The sequence below is a fragment of the Hymenobacter sp. HSC-4F20 genome (genome assembly GCF_019599275.1).
In the GTDB taxonomy this organism is placed as follows: Bacteria; Bacteroidota; Bacteroidia; order Cytophagales; family Hymenobacteraceae; genus Hymenobacter.
This window is the reverse complement of record NZ_JAHZTD010000001.1, coordinates 712997-730255: the sequence shown is the minus strand read 5'-3', so window position 1 is coordinate 730255 and position 17259 is coordinate 712997. Positions and strand designations below refer to the sequence as shown.

At 61.2% G+C, this 17259-nt stretch carries 16 protein-coding genes; 9 read left to right on the top strand and 7 right to left on the bottom strand.

The features are described from left to right. Positions 1–28 precede the first annotated feature (28 nt). A complete protein-coding gene (locus tag K3G63_RS03060) occupies positions 29–1027 on the bottom strand; it encodes an ADP-ribosylglycohydrolase family protein (protein ID WP_220612615.1) in 999 nt (332 codons plus the stop codon). Positions 1028–1665: 638 nt separating this feature from the next. Here K3G63_RS03060 and K3G63_RS03055 point away from each other — a divergent pair. Together K3G63_RS03055 and K3G63_RS03050 are read left to right on the top strand one after the other, a co-directional pair. Further along, entirely contained in the window at positions 1666–1947 is a 282-nt protein-coding gene (locus tag K3G63_RS03055) for a hypothetical protein (protein WP_220612614.1), read from the top strand. A gap of 163 nt (positions 1948–2110) precedes the next feature. Next, on the top strand, positions 2111–2347 hold the full coding sequence (locus tag K3G63_RS03050) for a hypothetical protein (protein WP_220612613.1): 237 nt from the start codon (positions 2111–2113) through the stop codon (positions 2345–2347). 112 nt (positions 2348–2459) lie between these two features. Here the strand turns inward: K3G63_RS03050 and K3G63_RS03045 are convergent, their stop codons facing one another. Further along, positions 2460–3542, bottom strand: coding sequence for a DNA polymerase beta superfamily protein (locus K3G63_RS03045; RefSeq protein ID WP_220612612.1), 1083 nt, complete (start codon positions 3540–3542; stop codon positions 2460–2462). A gap of 29 nt (positions 3543–3571) precedes the next feature. Between K3G63_RS03045 and K3G63_RS03040 the strand changes: the two genes are divergently transcribed. Next, entirely contained in the window at positions 3572–4051 is a 480-nt protein-coding gene (locus K3G63_RS03040) for a GNAT family N-acetyltransferase (protein WP_220612611.1), read from the top strand. 67 nt (positions 4052–4118) lie between these two features. Here K3G63_RS03040 and K3G63_RS03035 read toward each other — a convergent pair whose 3' ends face one another. Then, complete coding sequence (locus tag K3G63_RS03035) at positions 4119–4889, bottom strand: nucleotidyltransferase domain-containing protein (protein WP_220612610.1); 771 nt, start codon at positions 4887–4889, stop codon at positions 4119–4121. A gap of 229 nt (positions 4890–5118) precedes the next feature. Between K3G63_RS03035 and K3G63_RS03030 the strand changes: the two genes are divergently transcribed. The 5 genes from K3G63_RS03030 (at position 5119) to K3G63_RS03010 (ending at position 9822) form a co-directional block, all read left to right on the top strand. Beyond that, the gene (locus K3G63_RS03030) at positions 5119–5856 is read left to right on the top strand and encodes a hypothetical protein (protein ID WP_220612609.1); all 738 of its coding nucleotides are present in this window, start codon (positions 5119–5121) and stop codon (positions 5854–5856) included. A gap of 149 nt (positions 5857–6005) precedes the next feature. Beyond that, the gene (locus K3G63_RS03025; protein WP_220612608.1) at positions 6006–7709 is read left to right on the top strand and encodes a M28 family metallopeptidase; all 1704 of its coding nucleotides are present in this window, start codon (positions 6006–6008) and stop codon (positions 7707–7709) included. A 22-nt stretch (positions 7710–7731) separates the two neighbouring features. Continuing rightward, entirely contained in the window at positions 7732–8082 is a 351-nt protein-coding gene (locus K3G63_RS03020; protein WP_220612607.1) for a hypothetical protein, read from the top strand. A 68-nt stretch (positions 8083–8150) separates the two neighbouring features. Further along, positions 8151–9194 carry a S41 family peptidase gene (locus K3G63_RS03015; RefSeq protein WP_220612606.1) on the top strand — a complete coding sequence of 348 codons (1044 nt, stop codon included), beginning with the start codon at positions 8151–8153 and terminating at the stop codon, positions 9192–9194. A gap of 76 nt (positions 9195–9270) precedes the next feature. Beyond that, entirely contained in the window at positions 9271–9822 is a 552-nt protein-coding gene (locus tag K3G63_RS03010) for a DUF4274 domain-containing protein (protein ID WP_220612605.1), read from the top strand. A 29-nt stretch (positions 9823–9851) separates the two neighbouring features. Here the strand turns inward: K3G63_RS03010 and K3G63_RS03005 are convergent, their stop codons facing one another. The 3 genes from K3G63_RS03005 to K3G63_RS02995 form a co-directional block, all read right to left on the bottom strand. Further along, complete coding sequence (locus K3G63_RS03005; protein WP_220612604.1) at positions 9852–10640, bottom strand: NIPSNAP family protein; 789 nt, start codon at positions 10638–10640, stop codon at positions 9852–9854. A gap of 93 nt (positions 10641–10733) precedes the next feature. Next, a complete protein-coding gene (locus K3G63_RS03000) occupies positions 10734–11933 on the bottom strand; it encodes a hypothetical protein (RefSeq protein ID WP_220612603.1) in 1200 nt (399 codons plus the stop codon). 55 nt (positions 11934–11988) lie between these two features. Next, entirely contained in the window at positions 11989–14589 is a 2601-nt protein-coding gene (locus K3G63_RS02995; protein ID WP_220612602.1) for a polynucleotide kinase-phosphatase, read from the bottom strand. Positions 14590–14866: 277 nt separating this feature from the next. On the opposite strand from K3G63_RS02995, the gene K3G63_RS02990 reads away from it, so the two are divergent. Then, positions 14867–15169, top strand: coding sequence for a hypothetical protein (locus tag K3G63_RS02990; RefSeq protein WP_220612601.1), 303 nt, complete (start codon positions 14867–14869; stop codon positions 15167–15169). Positions 15170–15178: 9 nt separating this feature from the next. On the opposite strand, the gene K3G63_RS02985 is transcribed toward K3G63_RS02990, so the two are convergent. After that, positions 15179–17158, bottom strand: coding sequence for an OmpA family protein (locus K3G63_RS02985; RefSeq protein WP_220612600.1), 1980 nt, complete (start codon positions 17156–17158; stop codon positions 15179–15181). Positions 17159–17259: the final 101 nt, after the last annotated feature.

Sequence of the window (17259 nt, the reverse complement as noted above, 5' to 3'; positions counted from 1 at the left end):
CAGTCTCGCTCGGGAGTCCCTGGAACTGCTATCCGCAGCTGGCGTCTGCTTGCTGGGCTGTGGCCAAGCGGTAAGCCAGGTCTTCAATGTCGGCGCGGCGGGCCAATACGCTGAGCCAGTCGGCGGGTACGTCTGCCAAGCCATAGCACAAACCAGCCAGGCCCCCTGTCACCGCCCCGGTTGTGTCCGTATCGTCGCCGAGGTTAACAGCGGCCAACACCGTTTCCGCGTAGCTTTCGTAACGAAGCAGGCACCAGAGAGCCGCTTCCAGCGTGTGGAGTACGTAGCCACTACTGCTTATTTCTGCCCGTTGATACGTGCTTAACGGCCGAATATCATACGCCCCGTAAGGGTTTTCCAGAATCCGATGGAACCGATTCCTTTCTGCTTCGGAAACGATGCCCGTGGCCGACAGAAAGGTATTAACGGTCTGCTGCATATGCGCATAGGCCTCGTGCTTAGCGCGGCCGGCGGCCAGCTCCCGCGCCGTTTCCAGGTAAATAAAGCACGCCAGCACGGAGCGAGCATGAGCGTGCGTAATGCTGGATACTTCCCGCACCCGCTTGAACCGCTCCTCCACCGGCAAGTGCTGCACGGCAAAGAGCAAGGGTAGGATGCGCATGAGCGAGCCATTGCCGTTGTCGTACTCGGTGGTACCACCGGCCGCCTGTGGCGACGTGCCTTCTCGGAGCCGTCGGATGGCCTCGGCAGTCGCCACGCCCACATCAAACACGTGGCCGTGGGGCGTCCAATAGGCCTGATCGTACCACCAGATAAACCGCTGAGCTATGTCCTCCAGGTTATAGCCCCGGCACAGGCTTTCGGCCAGACAAAAGGTTAGCGAGGCATCATCGGACCACGTACCGGCGGGCTGGTTATGCGTGCCGAAGGCGCGCATGTGCACTACGGGGTCAAGGCGACGAGCCGCACGGCTCTGAAACTCGACGGGCACGCCCAGGGCGTCGCCCACGGCCAAGCCCAGCAATGCCGCACTTTGGGGAGAAGTATGAGAAGGTAGCGCAGACATTCAGTAGAAAAGTAGACGCAAGCAGATAGAGGGAAACGGCCTGGTAAAGGTAGCGAAGCGAAGAACATCACTATATGGGCCCAGCAACACTCAGGCGGGGCGTGGAACCACCTTGGGAAAGGCTTCCTTCCCGAATCACACACCGCCGGAAGGCACTCCTAGCTTGCAGGTGGTGTGCAAAGCGGCCGCCTGGGCGTGGAGTAGTGAGCCCGCGAAGCTGTGGCCATGCTTTAATACCTAGACGCTAAAGAGATACATTTACGGCACCACGGCTGGTATGGGGCAAGCAGCCCCTTGGTACGCTGACAAGCGAGGGGGAAGAAGCTGCCTGCCAGCGTGTACAGGAGCAGACCAGTGGGCTACTAAGTAAAAATGGCCTCGCAGTGCGTGATACTAGAGGGGAAACGAGTTTTAGCCAGCGGCCTCCCACACGCCTCGGTTTAACTTGAGAGGGGCAAGCAGCTTACTAATAGCACATAGTATAGTAATAGTATAATTTATACTAGCCACACCTACCAACTCAGCTTATTCTATAATCGACGGCCTATTTTTTTTGCGTGCAGTCCGTACTCTGGCCGAATAGTTGCCTCGCGGTGCTGTACTTTTGCCTCCCCTTCTGCGGCTTACCCTCTTTATTTATGCCTAGACTTTTTCTCTTACTCTGGCTGATGCTGATGGCATTGGTTGATGTTAGCCCTGCGCTGGGCCAGGCGGGCCCGGCGGCCCGGGCCAAAATGCGCGGCAAAACCTATGTGCACCGCCCTAATTACCGCACCTACAAGGGACGGAGCCGTAAATCCCGGCGGAAGCGGACGGCCCGTTACCGGCAGCGGTGGTACCAGATCTGGCGTCGCCGGAAGAAAACCACGACGCCCGCGCCCAAGCAGCCTTCGCGCAACCAGACCATTGGGGGAAGCTAGGCGCAGCCTCCTTTAAATCAAGCACTAACCGCTTGCCTACGCAATTCTGCCCGGGCAAGCAGTTTTGTGCCGCTACGGGGTCACTAATGCGTAGGTGCCCCCGTAGCGGCACAATTTTTTTTCTAGCCTGGAGTTATTACGCTGAACCTAACCTGTTTGGTATATGACCCGAATCGTGCTTTTGTTGGTTGCGCTGTTGATGATTGGCGTTGCCGAACCCGTAGATGCCGCCCGCCCGACCCGCTACGCGCGGGCCAAAATGCGCGGCAAAACCTATACCCATCGTCCCTTCTATAAACGCTACAAAGGGCGCAAAGCCAGCAAAAAACGCTTCTCTCTGTTTAAGCAGAAAGCTCGTAGCCAATCTACCTACAAAATAGGTCGTCACTCTACCCGGTAAGACAAGAAACAACAAGCAGCCGGCCGCAGGGCGCGGAACACCAGTGTTCTGCGCCCTGCGGCCGGCTGCTTGTTGGAGGTGCTACCACGGCTGTTGCCTAATGCCGCGGTATTTACTGAGTATGCGGCGCGTACCACGCCCGGCGCGTTTGGGCCAGCAACTGCTCGGCCGTGGCAATATCCGGGGCCTGGGGCAGCGCCGAAGTAGCAAAGGCAGCCGCTACGCGCTCCACCAATGCCTCGGCTTCGGCTACCAGGTAGTCGTACTCAAACTCGCCGCGGCGGATGCTGAGCAAAAATTCCCGGTCGGGGCGGCGCACGTGCAGCTGGCCACTGGTGGCAATTTCCTCGGCCATGCGCAGCAGCCGGAACACGTGCAGCATGTTCTTCGCGTCGTAGTTTTTGCCGTGCTGCACGGTATTTTGGTAGCGCTCCGGGTTGCGCTTCTGCTCCCACTCCTGGTACTCGCGGTACGCGCGGCAGTAGGTGCTGTAGCCGTTGCGGTTAAAGCTGAGGTAGGCCACCGGCACCTCTGCCTTCGGCACGGCCGAGAGCTGCACCTCCTGCGAGGTTTCGGGGTCGCGCACGAGGCCGCGGTAGCCGTGGCGCTGGTCGGGCGTTTCGTCCACGAACAGGGCGTAGAGGTCGTTGAGGTGGTTGACGTTGGCCAGGCCGCACTGGCTGGCCGCGTAGCCGCGGCGCTCCAGCCAGGTGGTTACCGGCTGCGCCCCCGCCCCTACCGTCACGTAGCAAAAATCCAGCACCGACTTGCGTTGGGGCGGCTCGGGGTGGTTGATTTTCTTGTTCAGCCCCCGCGCCTTCCGGATTTGGGCCACGGCGTACTCGGCGAAGCTCTGGCGGCACAGCTTCGAGAGGAAATCCTCGGCCCGGAACGCCCCGAACAACGGATGGCGGTACACTACGCAGTCCTCGGGCGTGCCCAGCAGCTCCAGCACCGTGGGGTTATTCTTTACTAGCAGCTCCACGAAGCGGCGTAGCTCGTAAAATACCTCATCGTTGGTCTCGTTGGCCACCTGAGGTACGTAGGTCAGGCCGTAGAACTCGGCTTCGGGCAGAATAAACACGCCCTTGAGGTCGGTGTCGGAGTGGGGCAGGTGGGTGCCGTAGGCGCGGCTGCCGCTGATGGCCTCGAAAAGGATCAGGCCGCGCTGGCGCAGGTCAGGAATAGTAAGCATATTTCAATGAGAATAAGAGCCGCAGCCGAATGCAGGATAGCCGAGTACACCTAAAACCCACCCAGGAAGCCGACTTAGAACAGTTGTTCCGCTTTCAGCTAAACGAGGAGGCGGGCTACTTGGCGGCCTTCATGCCCGCCAACCATACCGACCCAGTGGCCTACCGGGAAAAATACACCCGCTTTCTGCACGACCCAACCATTCACATGCAGACCATTCTGGTTGAGGAAACCATTGTGGGCAGCATCGCCAAGTTTGTGCAGCAGGGCGACGCCGAAATTACCTATTGGCTTGATAGAAGCTTCTGGGGCCACGGCATTGCCACGGCCGCGGCAAAGAAATTTCTGATCATTGAAAGGGCCAGGCCCCTGTTCGGGCGGGTGGCATTCGACAACGTAGGCTCGCAGAAGGTACTGGAAAACTGTGGGTTTGTGAAAGTCGGTACCGACAAAGGGTTTGCCAACGCCCGCCAGGCGGAAGTAGAAGAATATATATACCGGCTGGCGTAGGAACAGCTCCGAAAATGGGCGGCGCGTTGGGGGTGGGGGCTGGTGCTCGCAGCGGTACGCAGCAGGTTCAGGCGGCCGGGGAAAGCCACGCCCGGAACAGCGCGTCCAGCTCCGGGGTAGGGTCGGAACGGCGAAGAATAGGCAGGGTGTCGCGGGCGGCTACGGCGGCTTCGTACTCAGCGTGCAGAAACTCCGCCAGCGCGGCCGGGCGCGGTACGGTGGTTTTCTCATCGGCGGTGGCTTTCCGGGCCAGCAGCTCGTCCACGATGCCGCTTAACTCCGGCGGCAGCAGCGCCCGCAGTTGCTGAAATGCCATGGGAGGCACCTCGGCGGGGCGCTGCTGAATCCAGCGGGCGGCCAGCGTGGAGCGCAGGGCGTAGAACAGCCGTTTCAGGCGCACGGACCCACTGGTCAGGTCTTCCGTAACGCCGCGCCGCATCAGGCCGACGTAGTGGTTGAGGCCCGCCCGCGCGTTCCAGCAGGCCGGTAACAGCGGCGCCAGCGCTTCCCGAAACCCGGCCGCCTCCCGGTACACCACCGGCGACTGCAGCCACTCCAGCAAGGCCGCGTTGGCGCCGCGCAGCAGCTGCAGGGTTTTACGCAGTTCCCAGCCGGCCAGGTCCAGCTCCTCATCCACGGGAAACGTGAGCGTATCGGGACCGTCGTCCAGGGTCAGGTACCACTCGGCGGGGTGGGCGTAGAGGAAGCGCACGTCGTAGTCGGAGTCGGGCGAGGGGAAGCCCCAGGCCCGGCTGCCCGACTCGCAGGCGTACAGAATGCGGATGCTGTGCTGAGTTTCAAGCTGAAAAAGAGCCGCTTGAATGCGGGTGTTGAGCATAGCGCGGACAGGAATACGTTGGATAACCGGCTGCAAGGTAGCACCACGGCCACGTTGGGGCAGCAGGAGCCACCGTGGCACCGCCGCTGAACAATAGCGGCCCGTGTATATTTGGCCGGCTCGCGGAGCGCACCGTGTTCCAGCTGCATCCTGTCTTTTGAATAAAACCCTGCTTTTACTGCTTCTGGCGCTGGGCGTCGGGTCCTGCTCCGCGCCTGCTGAAAAACCTGTGGAGCAACCCGCTGCGGCCCCGCCTGAGCCCGTGGTTGAAGCTCCTCCAGCCCCCGTTGTGAGCACCGATACACTGGCTACCCTCACTTGGGAGAGTGAAATTTGCCTGCACACGGGCCGCTACAACCCCAAACGCTATACGGCGGCCCAGCTGCTGGGCACCTGGGAAGTGCTGGAGCACAGCGCCAGCCTGAACTATCATGCCCTCACGTTTACCCCAGCCGATATTGACAAGCTGAGTCTGGACTCACTCGAGGCCGATTACACCAAGCTGCACGAGCACTATCAGCAGCTACAGGTAGTGCCGCAGCCAGTGTGGCAGCAGCTCAAAATGGCCCGGTTGCGCGAGCTGGAAAACGAATACAAGGCAAAAAGGCTCCTGATTCAGGCCTACACAACCCCGGAGCTGCTGCTTACGGCTCCCTACCCAGACGCCTGCACGCAGTATATCCGTGGCCTGGCCGCCCGCAACGACAGCCTCATCCGCCGCGACTGGGAACGGCTGATTCGGCAGGAAGCCAAGCAAAACGGCGAGCCGGGAAGCCTGCTGGCCCGCTTTCACGACCAACTCAACAGCCCCGACTGGTACCGCTACGCCCAGGTGGAGCTGCTGAACGCGGGGTGGTGGAACTGCGTCAACCGGGCCCTACCCCAGGCGGAACTCACTCCGCGTATGCACCAGCAGTACGAGCACCTGTTCAGCCAGGTACGGACGGAGTGCGAGGAGGCAGATTAGGGGGTAGTGAAAAAGCTATACGCTTGTTTTGGAGAGGGTACGCCGAAAGCGGCGCGGGGCTTCCGCCTAACAGACAGTTTTGTTTACGCCAAACACCGTTTACCCGCAACTTCTGCTACCTTTTCCGCCCGATTCAACTGTTTGTTTCTATGCATCTCCCCCGCCTGCTTCCCACCAGCCTGCTGCTGGGCCTGACAACCCTGGCCGCCTGCCAGTCGCAAACGGCCACCACTACCACTTCTGCTCCTGCTACCCCGGCCGAAGCTGCTGCCGCTACTCCTACCGAAGCCATCAGCGCGGCCACTGTTGGGAAGTACCTGCAGGCGGTGTCATCGGATGAAATGTTGGGGCGCAAGCCGTTTACCGTGGGCGAGGAGCGCAGCACCCAGTACCTGGCCGATGAGTTTAAGCGGCTGGGTTTGCAGCCCGGTCCCGAGGGCTCGTACTTTCAGCCGGTGCCCCTGGTAGAAATTACCGGCACGCCCGCGCCTACCCTGCAAATCAAGGGCAAAGGCCAGCCCCTGAGCTTCCAGTATAAAACCGACTTCGTGAGCTTCACCCAGCGCGAGCAGCCGCAAGTAAGCGTCAGCAACTCCCCGCTGGTATTTGCCGGCTACGGCGTAGTAGCCCCCGAGTACGGTTGGGACGACTACCGGGGCCTCGACGTGAAGGGCAAAACGGTGGTGGTGCTGGTGAATGACCCCGGCAACGCCGGCCAGGACACCACCCTGTTCAAGGGCAAGGCCATGACCTACTACGGCCGCTGGACCTATAAATACGAGGAAGCGGCCCGCCACGGCGCGGCCGGCGTGCTCATCGTGCACGATACCAAACCGGCGGCCTACCCCTGGTCGGTGGTGCTAAGCGGGGCCATCAGCCCCAAGCTGCGCGCCCAAACCGCTAACAAAGGCGCCGACAAGTGCGCCCTGGAAGGCTGGCTGACCCTGGACGCGGCCAAAAAGCTGTTCCAGGCCGCCGGCCAGAACTACGAGCAGCTCTACGCCGCCGCGAATACCAAAGGCTTCCGGCCCCGACCTTTGGGCGGACTTACCCTCTCGGGCAGCATCCAGAACAAGCTCCGCCGCCAGACCTCGCGCAACGTGCTAGCCGTGCTGCCCGGCACCACCCGCCCCGATGAATACATTATCTACTCCGCCCACTGGGACCATTTTGGGGTAGGCAAAGCCATTGCCGGCGACTCTATCTACAACGGGGCCGTAGACGACGGCACCGGCCTGGCCGCCCTGCTCAGCATTGCCGAGGCCTTCCAGAAAGCGCCGCAGAAGCCGGAGCGCAGCATTGTGTTTCTGGCCGTTACAGCCGAGGAACAGGGTCTGCTGGGCTCGGCCTACTACGCCCAGCACCCGCCCTACCCCTTAAACAAAACCGTAGCCGACCTGAACATGGACATGCTCTGGCCCTACGGCCAGATGAAGGACCTCACGGTTATCGGCTACGGGCAGTCCGAGCTGGAAGACTACGCCCGCGCCGCGGCCCGGGAGCAGGACCGCTACATCCTCCCCGATCAGCAGCCCGAAACCGGCATGTTCTACCGCTCCGACCACTTCAACTTCGCCCACGTGGGCGTGCCCTCGCTCTACGCCAGCGGCGGCTTCGAGAGCCGCAGCCGCGGCAAGGATTACATTGCCCAGCAGCGCCAGAACTACACCGCCAATATGTACCACAAGCCCGCCGACCAGTTCGACCCCAGCTGGGACCTCTCGGGCATTGCTCAGGATGCCCAGCTCTACTTCCGCGTGGGCCAGCGCCTGGCCGCCGAAACCACTTTCCCCCAGTGGCGCGCCGGCTCGGAGTTCAAGGGCGCGCGGGATAAGAGCATGGGCGGAAATTAAATAACTACTTCAAGCAGTAATTATGAGTTACGACCTAATGGTTTTTGATAAAGAGGCAGCCCCTCAAAGCAAGGCTGACTTTATGCAATGGTATGAGAAGCAGACAGAATGGACAGAGGACCACGATTATGAAGACCCGGCGCATACCACGGTAGCATTACGCAACTGGTTTATGGATATGATATCCGTTTTTCCTCCATTAAACGGCCCCTATGCAACAGAGGACGTAGATGACCCAAAGACGACAGATTACGGTATTGGAAATAAGGTAATCTATGCTGCTTTTTCCTTTTCTGAAGCTAAAATGGCTTATCACACTGCAAACTCATTTGCGGTAAAGCACAATGTAGGACTGTTTGATCCACAAGAGTAGCACCAGCCACGAGTGGTCAGAAAGTCTTTCCTAAACAACCTTTCCTACGCCATCCGCATCTGGCCTGCATGAAGAAATCAGGATTACTCGTGTTGCTACTGGCGGCTACCCAGGCGGCTCACTGCCAAACAACCGCCACCCCCCTCCCCGATTCCGTTCAAACCTTTCTCGATAAGAGCCTGACGCTGCTGGAAACCTACTCGCTGGAGCGGGGCTCGGTGAACTGGCCCCAGCTGCGGCAGGCGGTGTACCAGAAAGTTCAGGGGGCGCAGTCGGTGCGGGAGCTGCTGCCGGTGTACCCCTATGTGTTTGAGCAGCTGCAGGATGACCACGGCTGGCTGACCTACAAGGGCAAAACCTACAAATGGCGCAATCCGGCCCGCACGCCCTATGCCAACGCGGCTGTGAAGGAAGCCCTGGCCAAGAAGCCGGGCGTACTGGTGAAAATGCTGCCCGGCCGCATCGGCTACGTGCAGTTGCCGGGCATTAACGCCGGCGGTAGCCTGCAGGCCATGCGCGACGCGGCCAACGTAGTGCAGGATTCGCTCTGCCGCATCAACCCCGACAAAGCCAAAGCCTGGATCATCGACTTGCGCCTGAACGACGGCGGCGCCATGGCCCCCATGCTGGCTGGCATTGCTCCCATCATCGGCGACGGGTACCTGGGTGGCTTTGTAGACAAGGACGGCAAGCCCGACCAGCAGTGGTATCTCAAGCAGGGCAACTTCTACCTGGATACCATGCGGATAACTACCCTGCAAAACCGCTGCCCCGTCAGGCGCACCAACCAACCCGTGGCCGTGCTGCTGAGTGGCCTAACGGCCAGCTCCGGCGAAATCGTGGCCATCAGCCTGAAGGGGCGCCCCAATACCCGTTTCTTCGGCGAGCCAACGTACGGCGCTACTACCGCCAACGAGAGCTACCAGATCAGCGGCACGGCCTACCTCACCATTGCCGGCACCCAGGAAACCGACCGCAACAAAGTTGTGTACCGCCCCAACGTCGCGCCCGACGTACTCATCCCCGGCGGCGACAATTTCACGGACTTCCGTCAGGATGCCAAGGTGGCGGCCGCGCTGAAATGGCTCAAGGCTGCCCGGAAGCAGAAGTAATGGCTTTATGCTAACGCGCTACCAACTATAATGAGTGGCTGAAAGCCTCGCCTATCCTCCCTCACTAAACCGAGCTATGATCGAAGAAGAACCAGAAGAAGACTACCTCGACGAGGAGGAACTCGATGCATTGGAATTCAAGCTGCTGGTTGAGTGGCTGGAATCAGTACCCACAACGGAGTGGCACGTACTGGCCCATGAGTGGAGCTACGATAATGCAAAGGACGTGCTCCGCTGGCTACTTGACAATCCGCGCACGGAGCGGGCTACGGCCCTGATGATCTACTGGATGGCCGGTGCCCGATACTACAAACAGTACGCTACCGCCGAAGAAGCCAGCCAGCACGCTAGGTACGAGGGTCGCACATGGGAATTTATTCACGACCTCGAAGCCAACTACCTGGCTGGCTTCTACACGGCCGGCCCCGTAGGCTTCGACCCGAAGCACGACGGTTTCCCCGGCCACAATGGCCACGACTGGACACGTACTTACCAGGAGCTCCCCTTGAAAGCCCCACTACCAGCGGAAATGGAACAAGCCGTGCCCGGCACTCAGCCGCACAGCGACGTCACCTACATCGAAGGCATTCCGGAACACATCTGGGAGCAGTTGGAAAAATACTTCTAGCCCTCCATAGTGTCAGAGCCCTACCCCACTCAAAGCTCCGAATACTCCGTCGGGTGCAAAAACAGGATGTCGATGTGGGAGACGTTGTTCTGGTACTCGGGCAGGCTGGACAGTTTCTTCCACTCCTGGTCGTTGCCGAAGGCTTTCCAGTGCGCTTCCCGGGCCTGCATATTGGCGAAAGAGGTCATGTATAGCAGGTTCGGCATTTTCGCGCCGAAGAGCACTTCCCCGTAGAAAATGGCATTGAAGCCCAGCCGGGCGAACAGCTTGATTTCTCCGCCGGCATTAAACATCTGCACTTTGTTGCGGAATATCTTCTCGCTGGCTCCTTCGTAGCTCCGTAGCTCATACACCCGCTCGGCCTTGGGCGCGCCGAGCGCCGGGGCGGTTAGGCTCGCCATTTGCTCAAAGGGCTTGATAAACACCGTCTCCAGGCGGCTATACGCCGGGGCCGTGTGGGCCGCATTCACGTAGGCGCCCCCAGCAGACAGCAGTTTCGTGGTGGTTTCCTGGCTCACTTTCTCCCACTGCTTCCAGGACTTGTACGGAGTCAGGACATAGATTCTTCTGTCGGCGGCCGTATCGTTCCCAATGGGTTTAAACACGCCAATGGTAGTAATTCCGGCGGCGCGCAGTACGGGCATGTACTGGTGCTGCAGGAAACTGTCTATCAGGGCCTCCTGCCGGCTGGTTTTGAGGTGGTATACTTTAAGCTCCAGGTAGGCGGGCCGCGCCGGCAGAGCAGTAGCCGCTGCATTTTCTCTACCTAGCCCAACGCTTAAGAGAATTGTAAAAATCAGAAAGTGAAGCTGTTTCATACACGAAAGAAGTAAAAGGGACTGGATAATCAGGTGGTAGTGACCCCATGGTGAATAAAGGGCAAGCTTACCCTGCATCACGCCACAGCCAAGCTACCGAAACAGGTGGTAATGCACATCGAATCGGCCCTTACGAACCGGCAGTGGCTTGGCTCGCGGGTTGGTGGTGCGCAGTTGCCCTTCGAACGTGCCGGAAAGAACCTGCGCGTCGGCATCCAACCGGGTGATGGTCACGCGGGCGACGTTGGGCACTTGGCTGAACTGGGCAGTGGGGCCCGCCCATTGCTCACTGTTGCCTAAGGCACTGGCTTGACTATACACGCTGTCGGTGACTTCATCGTACAGCTCCAGGTTGTAATCATTTCGTGCATCAGTGGGTGAGTTAGCCTCGTACACGCCCGGGCCCGTCACGTGGTTAAGCCAGATGGATAGCCGCTGGCGCCTGGCCGGGCCTGCGCGCAGCTCCGTCATGATTCGAAACGAGTAGCTCGGGTTGGCGGGGTCACCATTTTCAAGCACGCACGAGACCCGAGCGGGGCAATAGTCGGCACACACTTTTCCATCGAAGCAGTGGCCGAAATTGCGCCATACTTTACCGGCTAGCTCAAAGCCCAGGGTACCCACGCCGCGTTGGGTGGCAGCAGGCAGCTCAAGTCGTGGGGCGGGCCCGGCGGTGTTATCAAGGCGCTGCTGCTCCTGCCAGCAGCGCTGCTGTCCTGCTTTCAGAGCGTCGGCACGGTAGTACTGGGCCGAATCGGGGCCGAAATAAACCGCATTCTTATCAACCATCGTCCAGCCCGCAGGATGCTCCTCTTCGGCGGGCGTTATCCAGTTCATCAGGGGCGTGAGAGGCCGAATTCTGACGGTACGGCTGCGCTCGGCGTCTACTCCCTGTAAACTCCAGTATTGACAGCGCTGAAGCGCCACGACGGCCCCGCTGCGGCGGGCGTAGATGTATTCGGTTTTCCAGGTAGCATTGCTGTCGTTGGTGCCGAAGAAAAAGTGATATTGGTACGACAAGGGAATGATGCCGAAGCCATACGGCCATAGGCACAACAGCAGGCACAGCGGCAAGGACAGCAGCACACTACCCCAAAGCACCCGGGGCAGCCACTTCAGCTCGGGTCGCCGCTGCGCCACAAAGGGCGAAAGCAGCCAGATGCCGCAGTGCAGCCCACTGCTCATACCGCGGTTGCTGAAGGCCAGCGGTGTGAGCCATTCCAGCAAACTCAGCAGCAGGCACAGCAGCCACGCCCGCGCCAGAACGCCGCTCAGGTTACGAGGGCGCAGCAATCGGCGAGGTAAAGAAAACTCCTCTGCCATGGGCTGCACAGGTTCCAGCATGATGCTACAACCGCGGGTCCACGGCCTCACTTTCCAGGGCCAGCACGCCAAATACGCACTGGTGCACTTCCCGCAGCGGGGCCCCGGCCACGAAGCGCTCCAGGCCTTCCACGCCGAGGGCAAACTCGCGCAGGGCCAGGTTACGCTTGCTTTTCACGGCCCGCTCGCGCAGGCGCTCCAGGTTGCCGGGTAGCAGGTAGTCAGGGCCGTAGATGATGCGCAGATACTCGCGGCCACGGCACTTGAGGGCCGGTTGCACCACGTGCTGGCGGCCCCCGGGAATGAAGTCGTAGGGCTTGACGACCATTCCTTCACCACCGGCTGCGGTGAGGTCGGTCCACCACTGAGTGGCGGCTTCCACGTCGGCGGGGTCCTGGAGGTTTACCACGCGGTAGGGGGTAGCCCGGAGCAGGGCCTCGTCGGTGAGGCAGATGCTGCGCAGGGTTTCCATGTGCCAGGCGTGGTCCTTGTTGAAGTACGTGTGGCCTTCGGTGGCGAGCAAGTGGAAAGGTGCCAGACGCAGGTCGGCGAGTGTTTCCACGGGCCAGCAGTAGCGGCGGTAGGCTTCGGCGTAGTGCTCGGCGGCGCTTTGGCGGGCCGTAGTACGGGCCAGCAGGGCCTCTACCCCATCCAGGCCCCGGGAAGTGGCCTGGCTCAGCACGGCTACGGCTTCGGGCAGGGCGGCAGTGGCCGCCGCCGCAACGGCCGCGTACTGGCTCTTGATCAGCTCCTGGGCCTTGGCCGACCAGGGCAGCAGTTCCGCATCCAGGCAGAGCCAGTCGGTCTGGAACCGCTCCCAGAACCCGGCGGTGGTCAGGGCCTCCTGCAGGCGGGTGAGAAAGGCCGCTTCCAAAGAGGCATCGGTGAAAAAGTTGCGGCCCGTGCGGGTGTAGCACTTGCCCGGCCCCTCGCCTACCACCCCGAAGCGGCGGCGCGCCGCATCCTCACTGCGGGCCAGCACTACCACCACGCGGCTGCCCATGTGCTTTTCCTCGCACACCACCCGCTCCTGGCCCTGGCGGCGGAAGTAGTCGAAGGCTTCGGCCGGGTGCTCCAGCAAATCCGGTAGGGCGCTGGTTTCCGAGGGGCTCATGGTGGGCGGCAGGTAGAGCAGCCACTTGGGGTTAAGAGCAAACCGACTCATTACCTCCAGCGCGGCCGCGGCGTTTTCCTCCCGAATGGTTACCGAAGGCAGCAGGCGCGTTTTGATGAGTTGCTTGCCGGTCACGTCGCGAATGTCCAATAGGTCGTCGTGCTGCTGCTGGGCGCTAAGCTGGGCCGCGTCCTGGGCTGCTTGGGCCGGGCGCAGGGGGCGCACCGGCTCGCAGTATACCTGGGCGGCGGGCACGGCTACCAGCTCCCGCTCGGGGTAGCGCAAAGCCGTGAGGCGGCCCCCGAATACGCAGCCCGTATCAAGGTCGATGGTGTTATTGAGCCATTCGGGCTCGGGCACGGGCGTATGGCCGTACACCACCATGGCCCGGCCGCGGTATTCCGAGGCCCAGTTGTAGCGCACGGGCAAGCCAAACTCGTCGATTTCACCGGTGGTTTCGCCAAACAGCGCGAAGGCGCGCACGGCGCCCGAGCCCCTACCCTGCATTTCCTCGCGCATGCCGGCGTGGGCCACCACCAGCCTGCCCCCATCGAGCACGTAGTGGCTCACCAGCCCATCCAGAAACTGCCGCACCTGGCTCTTGAACGTATCCGACTCGGTCGCCAGCTGGGCTACCGTTTCGGCAAAGCCGTGCTGCTCGTTCACCTGCTTGCCATTCAGGTAGCGCAGCAGCTTGATGTCGTGGTTGCCGGGCACGCACAGGGCCTGGCCGCCCTGCACCATGCTCATCACCAGCCGCAGCACCTGGGGCGAGGCCGGGCCGCGGTCCACCAGGTCGCCGAGGAACAGGGCCCGGCGGCCGGCGGGGGCCGTTACGCGCACGCCCAGGTCGCGGGCATCCTGCGCGGGCTCGGTTTGCAGGGTGTAGCCCAGCTTGGTGAGGAGCTGCACCAGCTCCTGGTAGCAGCCGTGCACGTCGCCGATAATGTCGAAGGGCCCGGGGTCCTGCTTGCGGTTGCTGTAGAGCGGGTCGCGCACGATGGTTTGCACCGCGTCAATTTTCTCGGGGCCGTGCAAGTGGTAGAGGTGGCGGAAGCCTTCCTGCTTTAGCGTTTTGAGGCTGCGGCGCAGCTGCTGGCGCTGTTGGGGCACCACGTGGCGGCCCAGATGCCGGCGCTCAGCGCGAGCTTGGTTGCGGTCCTCGGCTACGCGGTCGGGCACGTCGAGGATGATGGCGGTGGGTAGCACGTGGTAGTCGCGGGCCAGCTGCACGAGGGTTTTGCGGGCCTCGGGCTGCACGTTGGTGGCATCTACCACCGTCAGGAGGCCGCGCTTCAGGCGCAGGCCTACCAGGTAGTGCAGCAAGGCAAAGGCCTCGGGCGTGGCTGACTGGTCATTTTCATCATCGGCCACCAAGGCTCGGCACTGGTCCGACGACACAATTTCGGTGGCCTGAAACAAGCGGCGGGCGAACGTACTCTTCCCCGCCCCCGAAGTGCCAATGAGCAGCACCAGGGAAAGTTCGGGGAGCTTGAGGGAGGTAACAGGCATAAAGAGTGTAAAAGCTAAATGCGGCTATATTTGACGAAGCCTGAAGTGATATATCTGCCCGTATTTATCAATGGACGCCCGAATAAAGCAACTATTAACGGCATACGAACTCGGAACCATTACTGAAGACGCGCTGCTGGCAAGCTGGCCGCCGGACGTTTACCTTACCAAAGAATACGTTGAGGACGAAATCAGCTCGGCTATTGCCAAATTAGCCCCCAATGAATTAGACAGGTCCATAAGGCTACTGTGGATATTTGACGACCACGCACAGCTGTTGGACCTCTTACACCAACTTGTACTGGTTCCGCACCACTATCAGCACCAGTATATCGTCCGCTCCTTGCAACTGCTCGGCAATCCGCGTAGCGTACCCGTTCTGCGCACCGCCCTGGAAACCAATTTCGATTACCTGGCTTACACCGGCTCCAAGCGACGCGTCATTGCCAAGTGGTTCAGCTGGGCGCTGCACGATATTGGCACCCCCGAGGCCATCCAGACCATGCGGCAGTTTGCCGAAATCGGCAAAAAAGGTATCCGGAAGGAAATGCGCTACCGCCTTGGTAAGCTGGAAGGCTAAACGAGTTTCTTAAATTCCCATCACCCGAAATTCTACGCGGCGGTTAAGCTGGCGGGTGGCTTCCCGCTCGTTGGAGGCCCGGGGCTCGGTGCCACCCAGGCCCAGGCCGGTAATGCGGGCTTGCGCTACGCCGTGGCGCACGAGGTAGGACTTCACGGTGGCCACGCGCCGCTCGCTGAGTTGCACGTTTTTCGCCGGGTCGCCCACGTTGTCGGTGTGGCCGCGTAGCTCGATGGTGAGACTGGGCGTTTCCAGCAGCAGCTTGAGCAGCTTGCGCAAGGCCGGATACGAGGAGGACAAAAGCCGGGCACTGCCCTGCTCAAAGCGCACCTTCTCCAGCTGCAACGTGGTGCCCACGGCCAGGGGGTGGAGCAAAATATCCTGCCCATAGGGACCGGGCAAGGTGCTGTAGACACTATCCAGCGGCAGGTAGCCGGCCAGTTGCACGTGCGCCGCGACGGAATGGCCAGGCTCTACCAGAAACGAGAAGGCTCCCTCCGCCGTGAGCGGCACCGTTGTTTCGGCGGCGGCGGGTCCGAGGCGCAGCCGGGCCTGGGGCAAAGGCTGTAGCGTAGCCGCATCCAGCACCCGCCCGCGCCAGGTGCCAGTGGCAGGCAGAGGCGACGGAGCCGCCGCCGGCACGGGCTTCGTCTTCGAAGGCGCCGACCGGAATAGGTTGCAGCCGGCTAGGTCGGTGTAAATGCCCCGGCGCACCATCTCTGCCTTACCCCGACTCATATCTACCCGGTACAGGGCTTTCGGGCCGGCCATATACAGCCAGCGCCGGCCCTGCTCATCGGTTTGCAATAGCAGGTCGCTGTAGCCGCCCCGCTCAGGCAGCCCGGTGAAGGTCGTCAGGACCGGCGCGGGTTGCTGAGTCGTCAGGTTAACGCGCATCAGGGAGCCATCAGTACTGTAGACCTGGTAGAGCGTACGGGCGTCATCCAGGCAGAAATTGCCGTGAGAACCGGCCCCTGCAAAGCCGATAGTAGCATAAAAAGGAGCCTTGCGCAGGGGGTCGGTAGCCCAGAGCGTGGTAGTAGTACCGTCGGCCGGGTTGAGGGCTACCAGCTTGCCCGCGTCAGAGGTCATGAAGTACAAGTGGCCCCGTTCGTCGGTGGCGGCCGAAATCCAGACATTTTCGGAGCCTTGCGGGGGAAGCTGCCAGGTAGTGTAGCTCCCCTGCCCCGTGGCCGGGTTGTAGCGGTACACCCGCTCCGGGGCGTTGGTGGGGGCCTTGGTTACCGAATACAGGCAATTATCAAAGCCCTTGGCCAGGGCATAGGACTGGAACGGCAGTACCCGCCAGTGCACCTTGGGGCGGGCGGCGGGGTCACGCACCGAGAACTCGTGGATAGTCCGGCAGTCGTCCTCCCAGGTATCGTTCGTGAAGCGCAGGGCAGCAATGCCGTACATTTTATTATCGCACTGCGGGAGGACAGCCGGGCGGAGGGTGCTATCGGTAAACTGAAAGGATTCCAGCAGTTTTTCCCCTTCCGGTAGGTAGCGGGCATCCTGATTGACAGGGGCGCGGTATTCTACTTGGAACACCATACCCCGATACCAGAGGCGGCGGCCCACTACCCGGCTGCGTACTGCCGGCGCGGGTGCGGGAGCATACGTGTACGCGTAGCGCACCTCCTCGTAGTTACCCGGCCGGTGCTGCCACACCCGCACCACCTGTACCTGGGGCAGGCGCAGCAGGGCCCGCCACACCGAATCCGCCTGCTCTTGGGTAAGTAGGCTACCCAGGTTTTTTTCTTTATCTGATAAGGAGCGCTGCGTAAGCGTTACCTCCGCCCGCCCCGGGTGTTGACCAGCAACGAATGTAATTTCTGCGGGGGGCCGGCCGGGCAGCAGCTGCCAGCCGCTAGGGTAGGCCAAGTGGTACTGCGCTGCGGTATCAGGGTAGGGCCGTAGGGCCGCGGAGCCCTGGGCGCAGAGCGTCAGCCAGCAGAATGCCAGTGCCAGCGTCAGCAGAACCTTCATAAGCAAGATAGTAAGCAGAGGAAACGGACTTTAAAAGTAAAAAAGCCGGGGCTGCCAACCTCTATCCTAACCGTATTCTACTAGCTAAAACCTGGCATTAT

Bases quoted from the DNA above. Each gene is read 5' to 3' on its own strand.
- K3G63_RS03005 (WP_220612604.1), bottom strand. From the start codon at position 10,640: ATGAAACAGCTTCACTTTCTGATTTTTACAATTCTCTTAAGCGTTGGG.
- K3G63_RS02985 (WP_220612600.1), bottom strand. From the start codon at position 17,158: ATGAAGGTTCTGCTGACGCTGGCACTGGCATTCTGCTGGCTGACGCTC.
- K3G63_RS03050 (WP_220612613.1), top strand. From the start codon at position 2,111: ATGACCCGAATCGTGCTTTTGTTGGTTGCGCTGTTGATGATTGGCGTT.
- K3G63_RS02995 (WP_220612602.1), bottom strand. From the start codon at position 14,589: ATGCCTGTTACCTCCCTCAAGCTCCCCGAACTTTCCCTGGTGCTGCTC.
- K3G63_RS03055 (WP_220612614.1), top strand. From the start codon at position 1,666: ATGCCTAGACTTTTTCTCTTACTCTGGCTGATGCTGATGGCATTGGTT.
- K3G63_RS03010 (WP_220612605.1), top strand. From the start codon at position 9,271: ATGATCGAAGAAGAACCAGAAGAAGACTACCTCGACGAGGAGGAACTC.
- K3G63_RS03040 (WP_220612611.1), top strand. From the start codon at position 3,572: ATGCAGGATAGCCGAGTACACCTAAAACCCACCCAGGAAGCCGACTTA.
- K3G63_RS03045 (WP_220612612.1), bottom strand. From the start codon at position 3,542: ATGCTTACTATTCCTGACCTGCGCCAGCGCGGCCTGATCCTTTTCGAG.
- K3G63_RS03015 (WP_220612606.1), top strand. From the start codon at position 8,151: ATGAAGAAATCAGGATTACTCGTGTTGCTACTGGCGGCTACCCAGGCG.
- K3G63_RS03035 (WP_220612610.1), bottom strand. From the start codon at position 4,889: ATGCTCAACACCCGCATTCAAGCGGCTCTTTTTCAGCTTGAAACTCAG.
- K3G63_RS03020 (WP_220612607.1), top strand. From the start codon at position 7,732: ATGAGTTACGACCTAATGGTTTTTGATAAAGAGGCAGCCCCTCAAAGC.
- K3G63_RS03060 (WP_220612615.1), bottom strand. From the start codon at position 1,027: ATGTCTGCGCTACCTTCTCATACTTCTCCCCAAAGTGCGGCATTGCTG.
- K3G63_RS03025 (WP_220612608.1), top strand. From the start codon at position 6,006: ATGCATCTCCCCCGCCTGCTTCCCACCAGCCTGCTGCTGGGCCTGACA.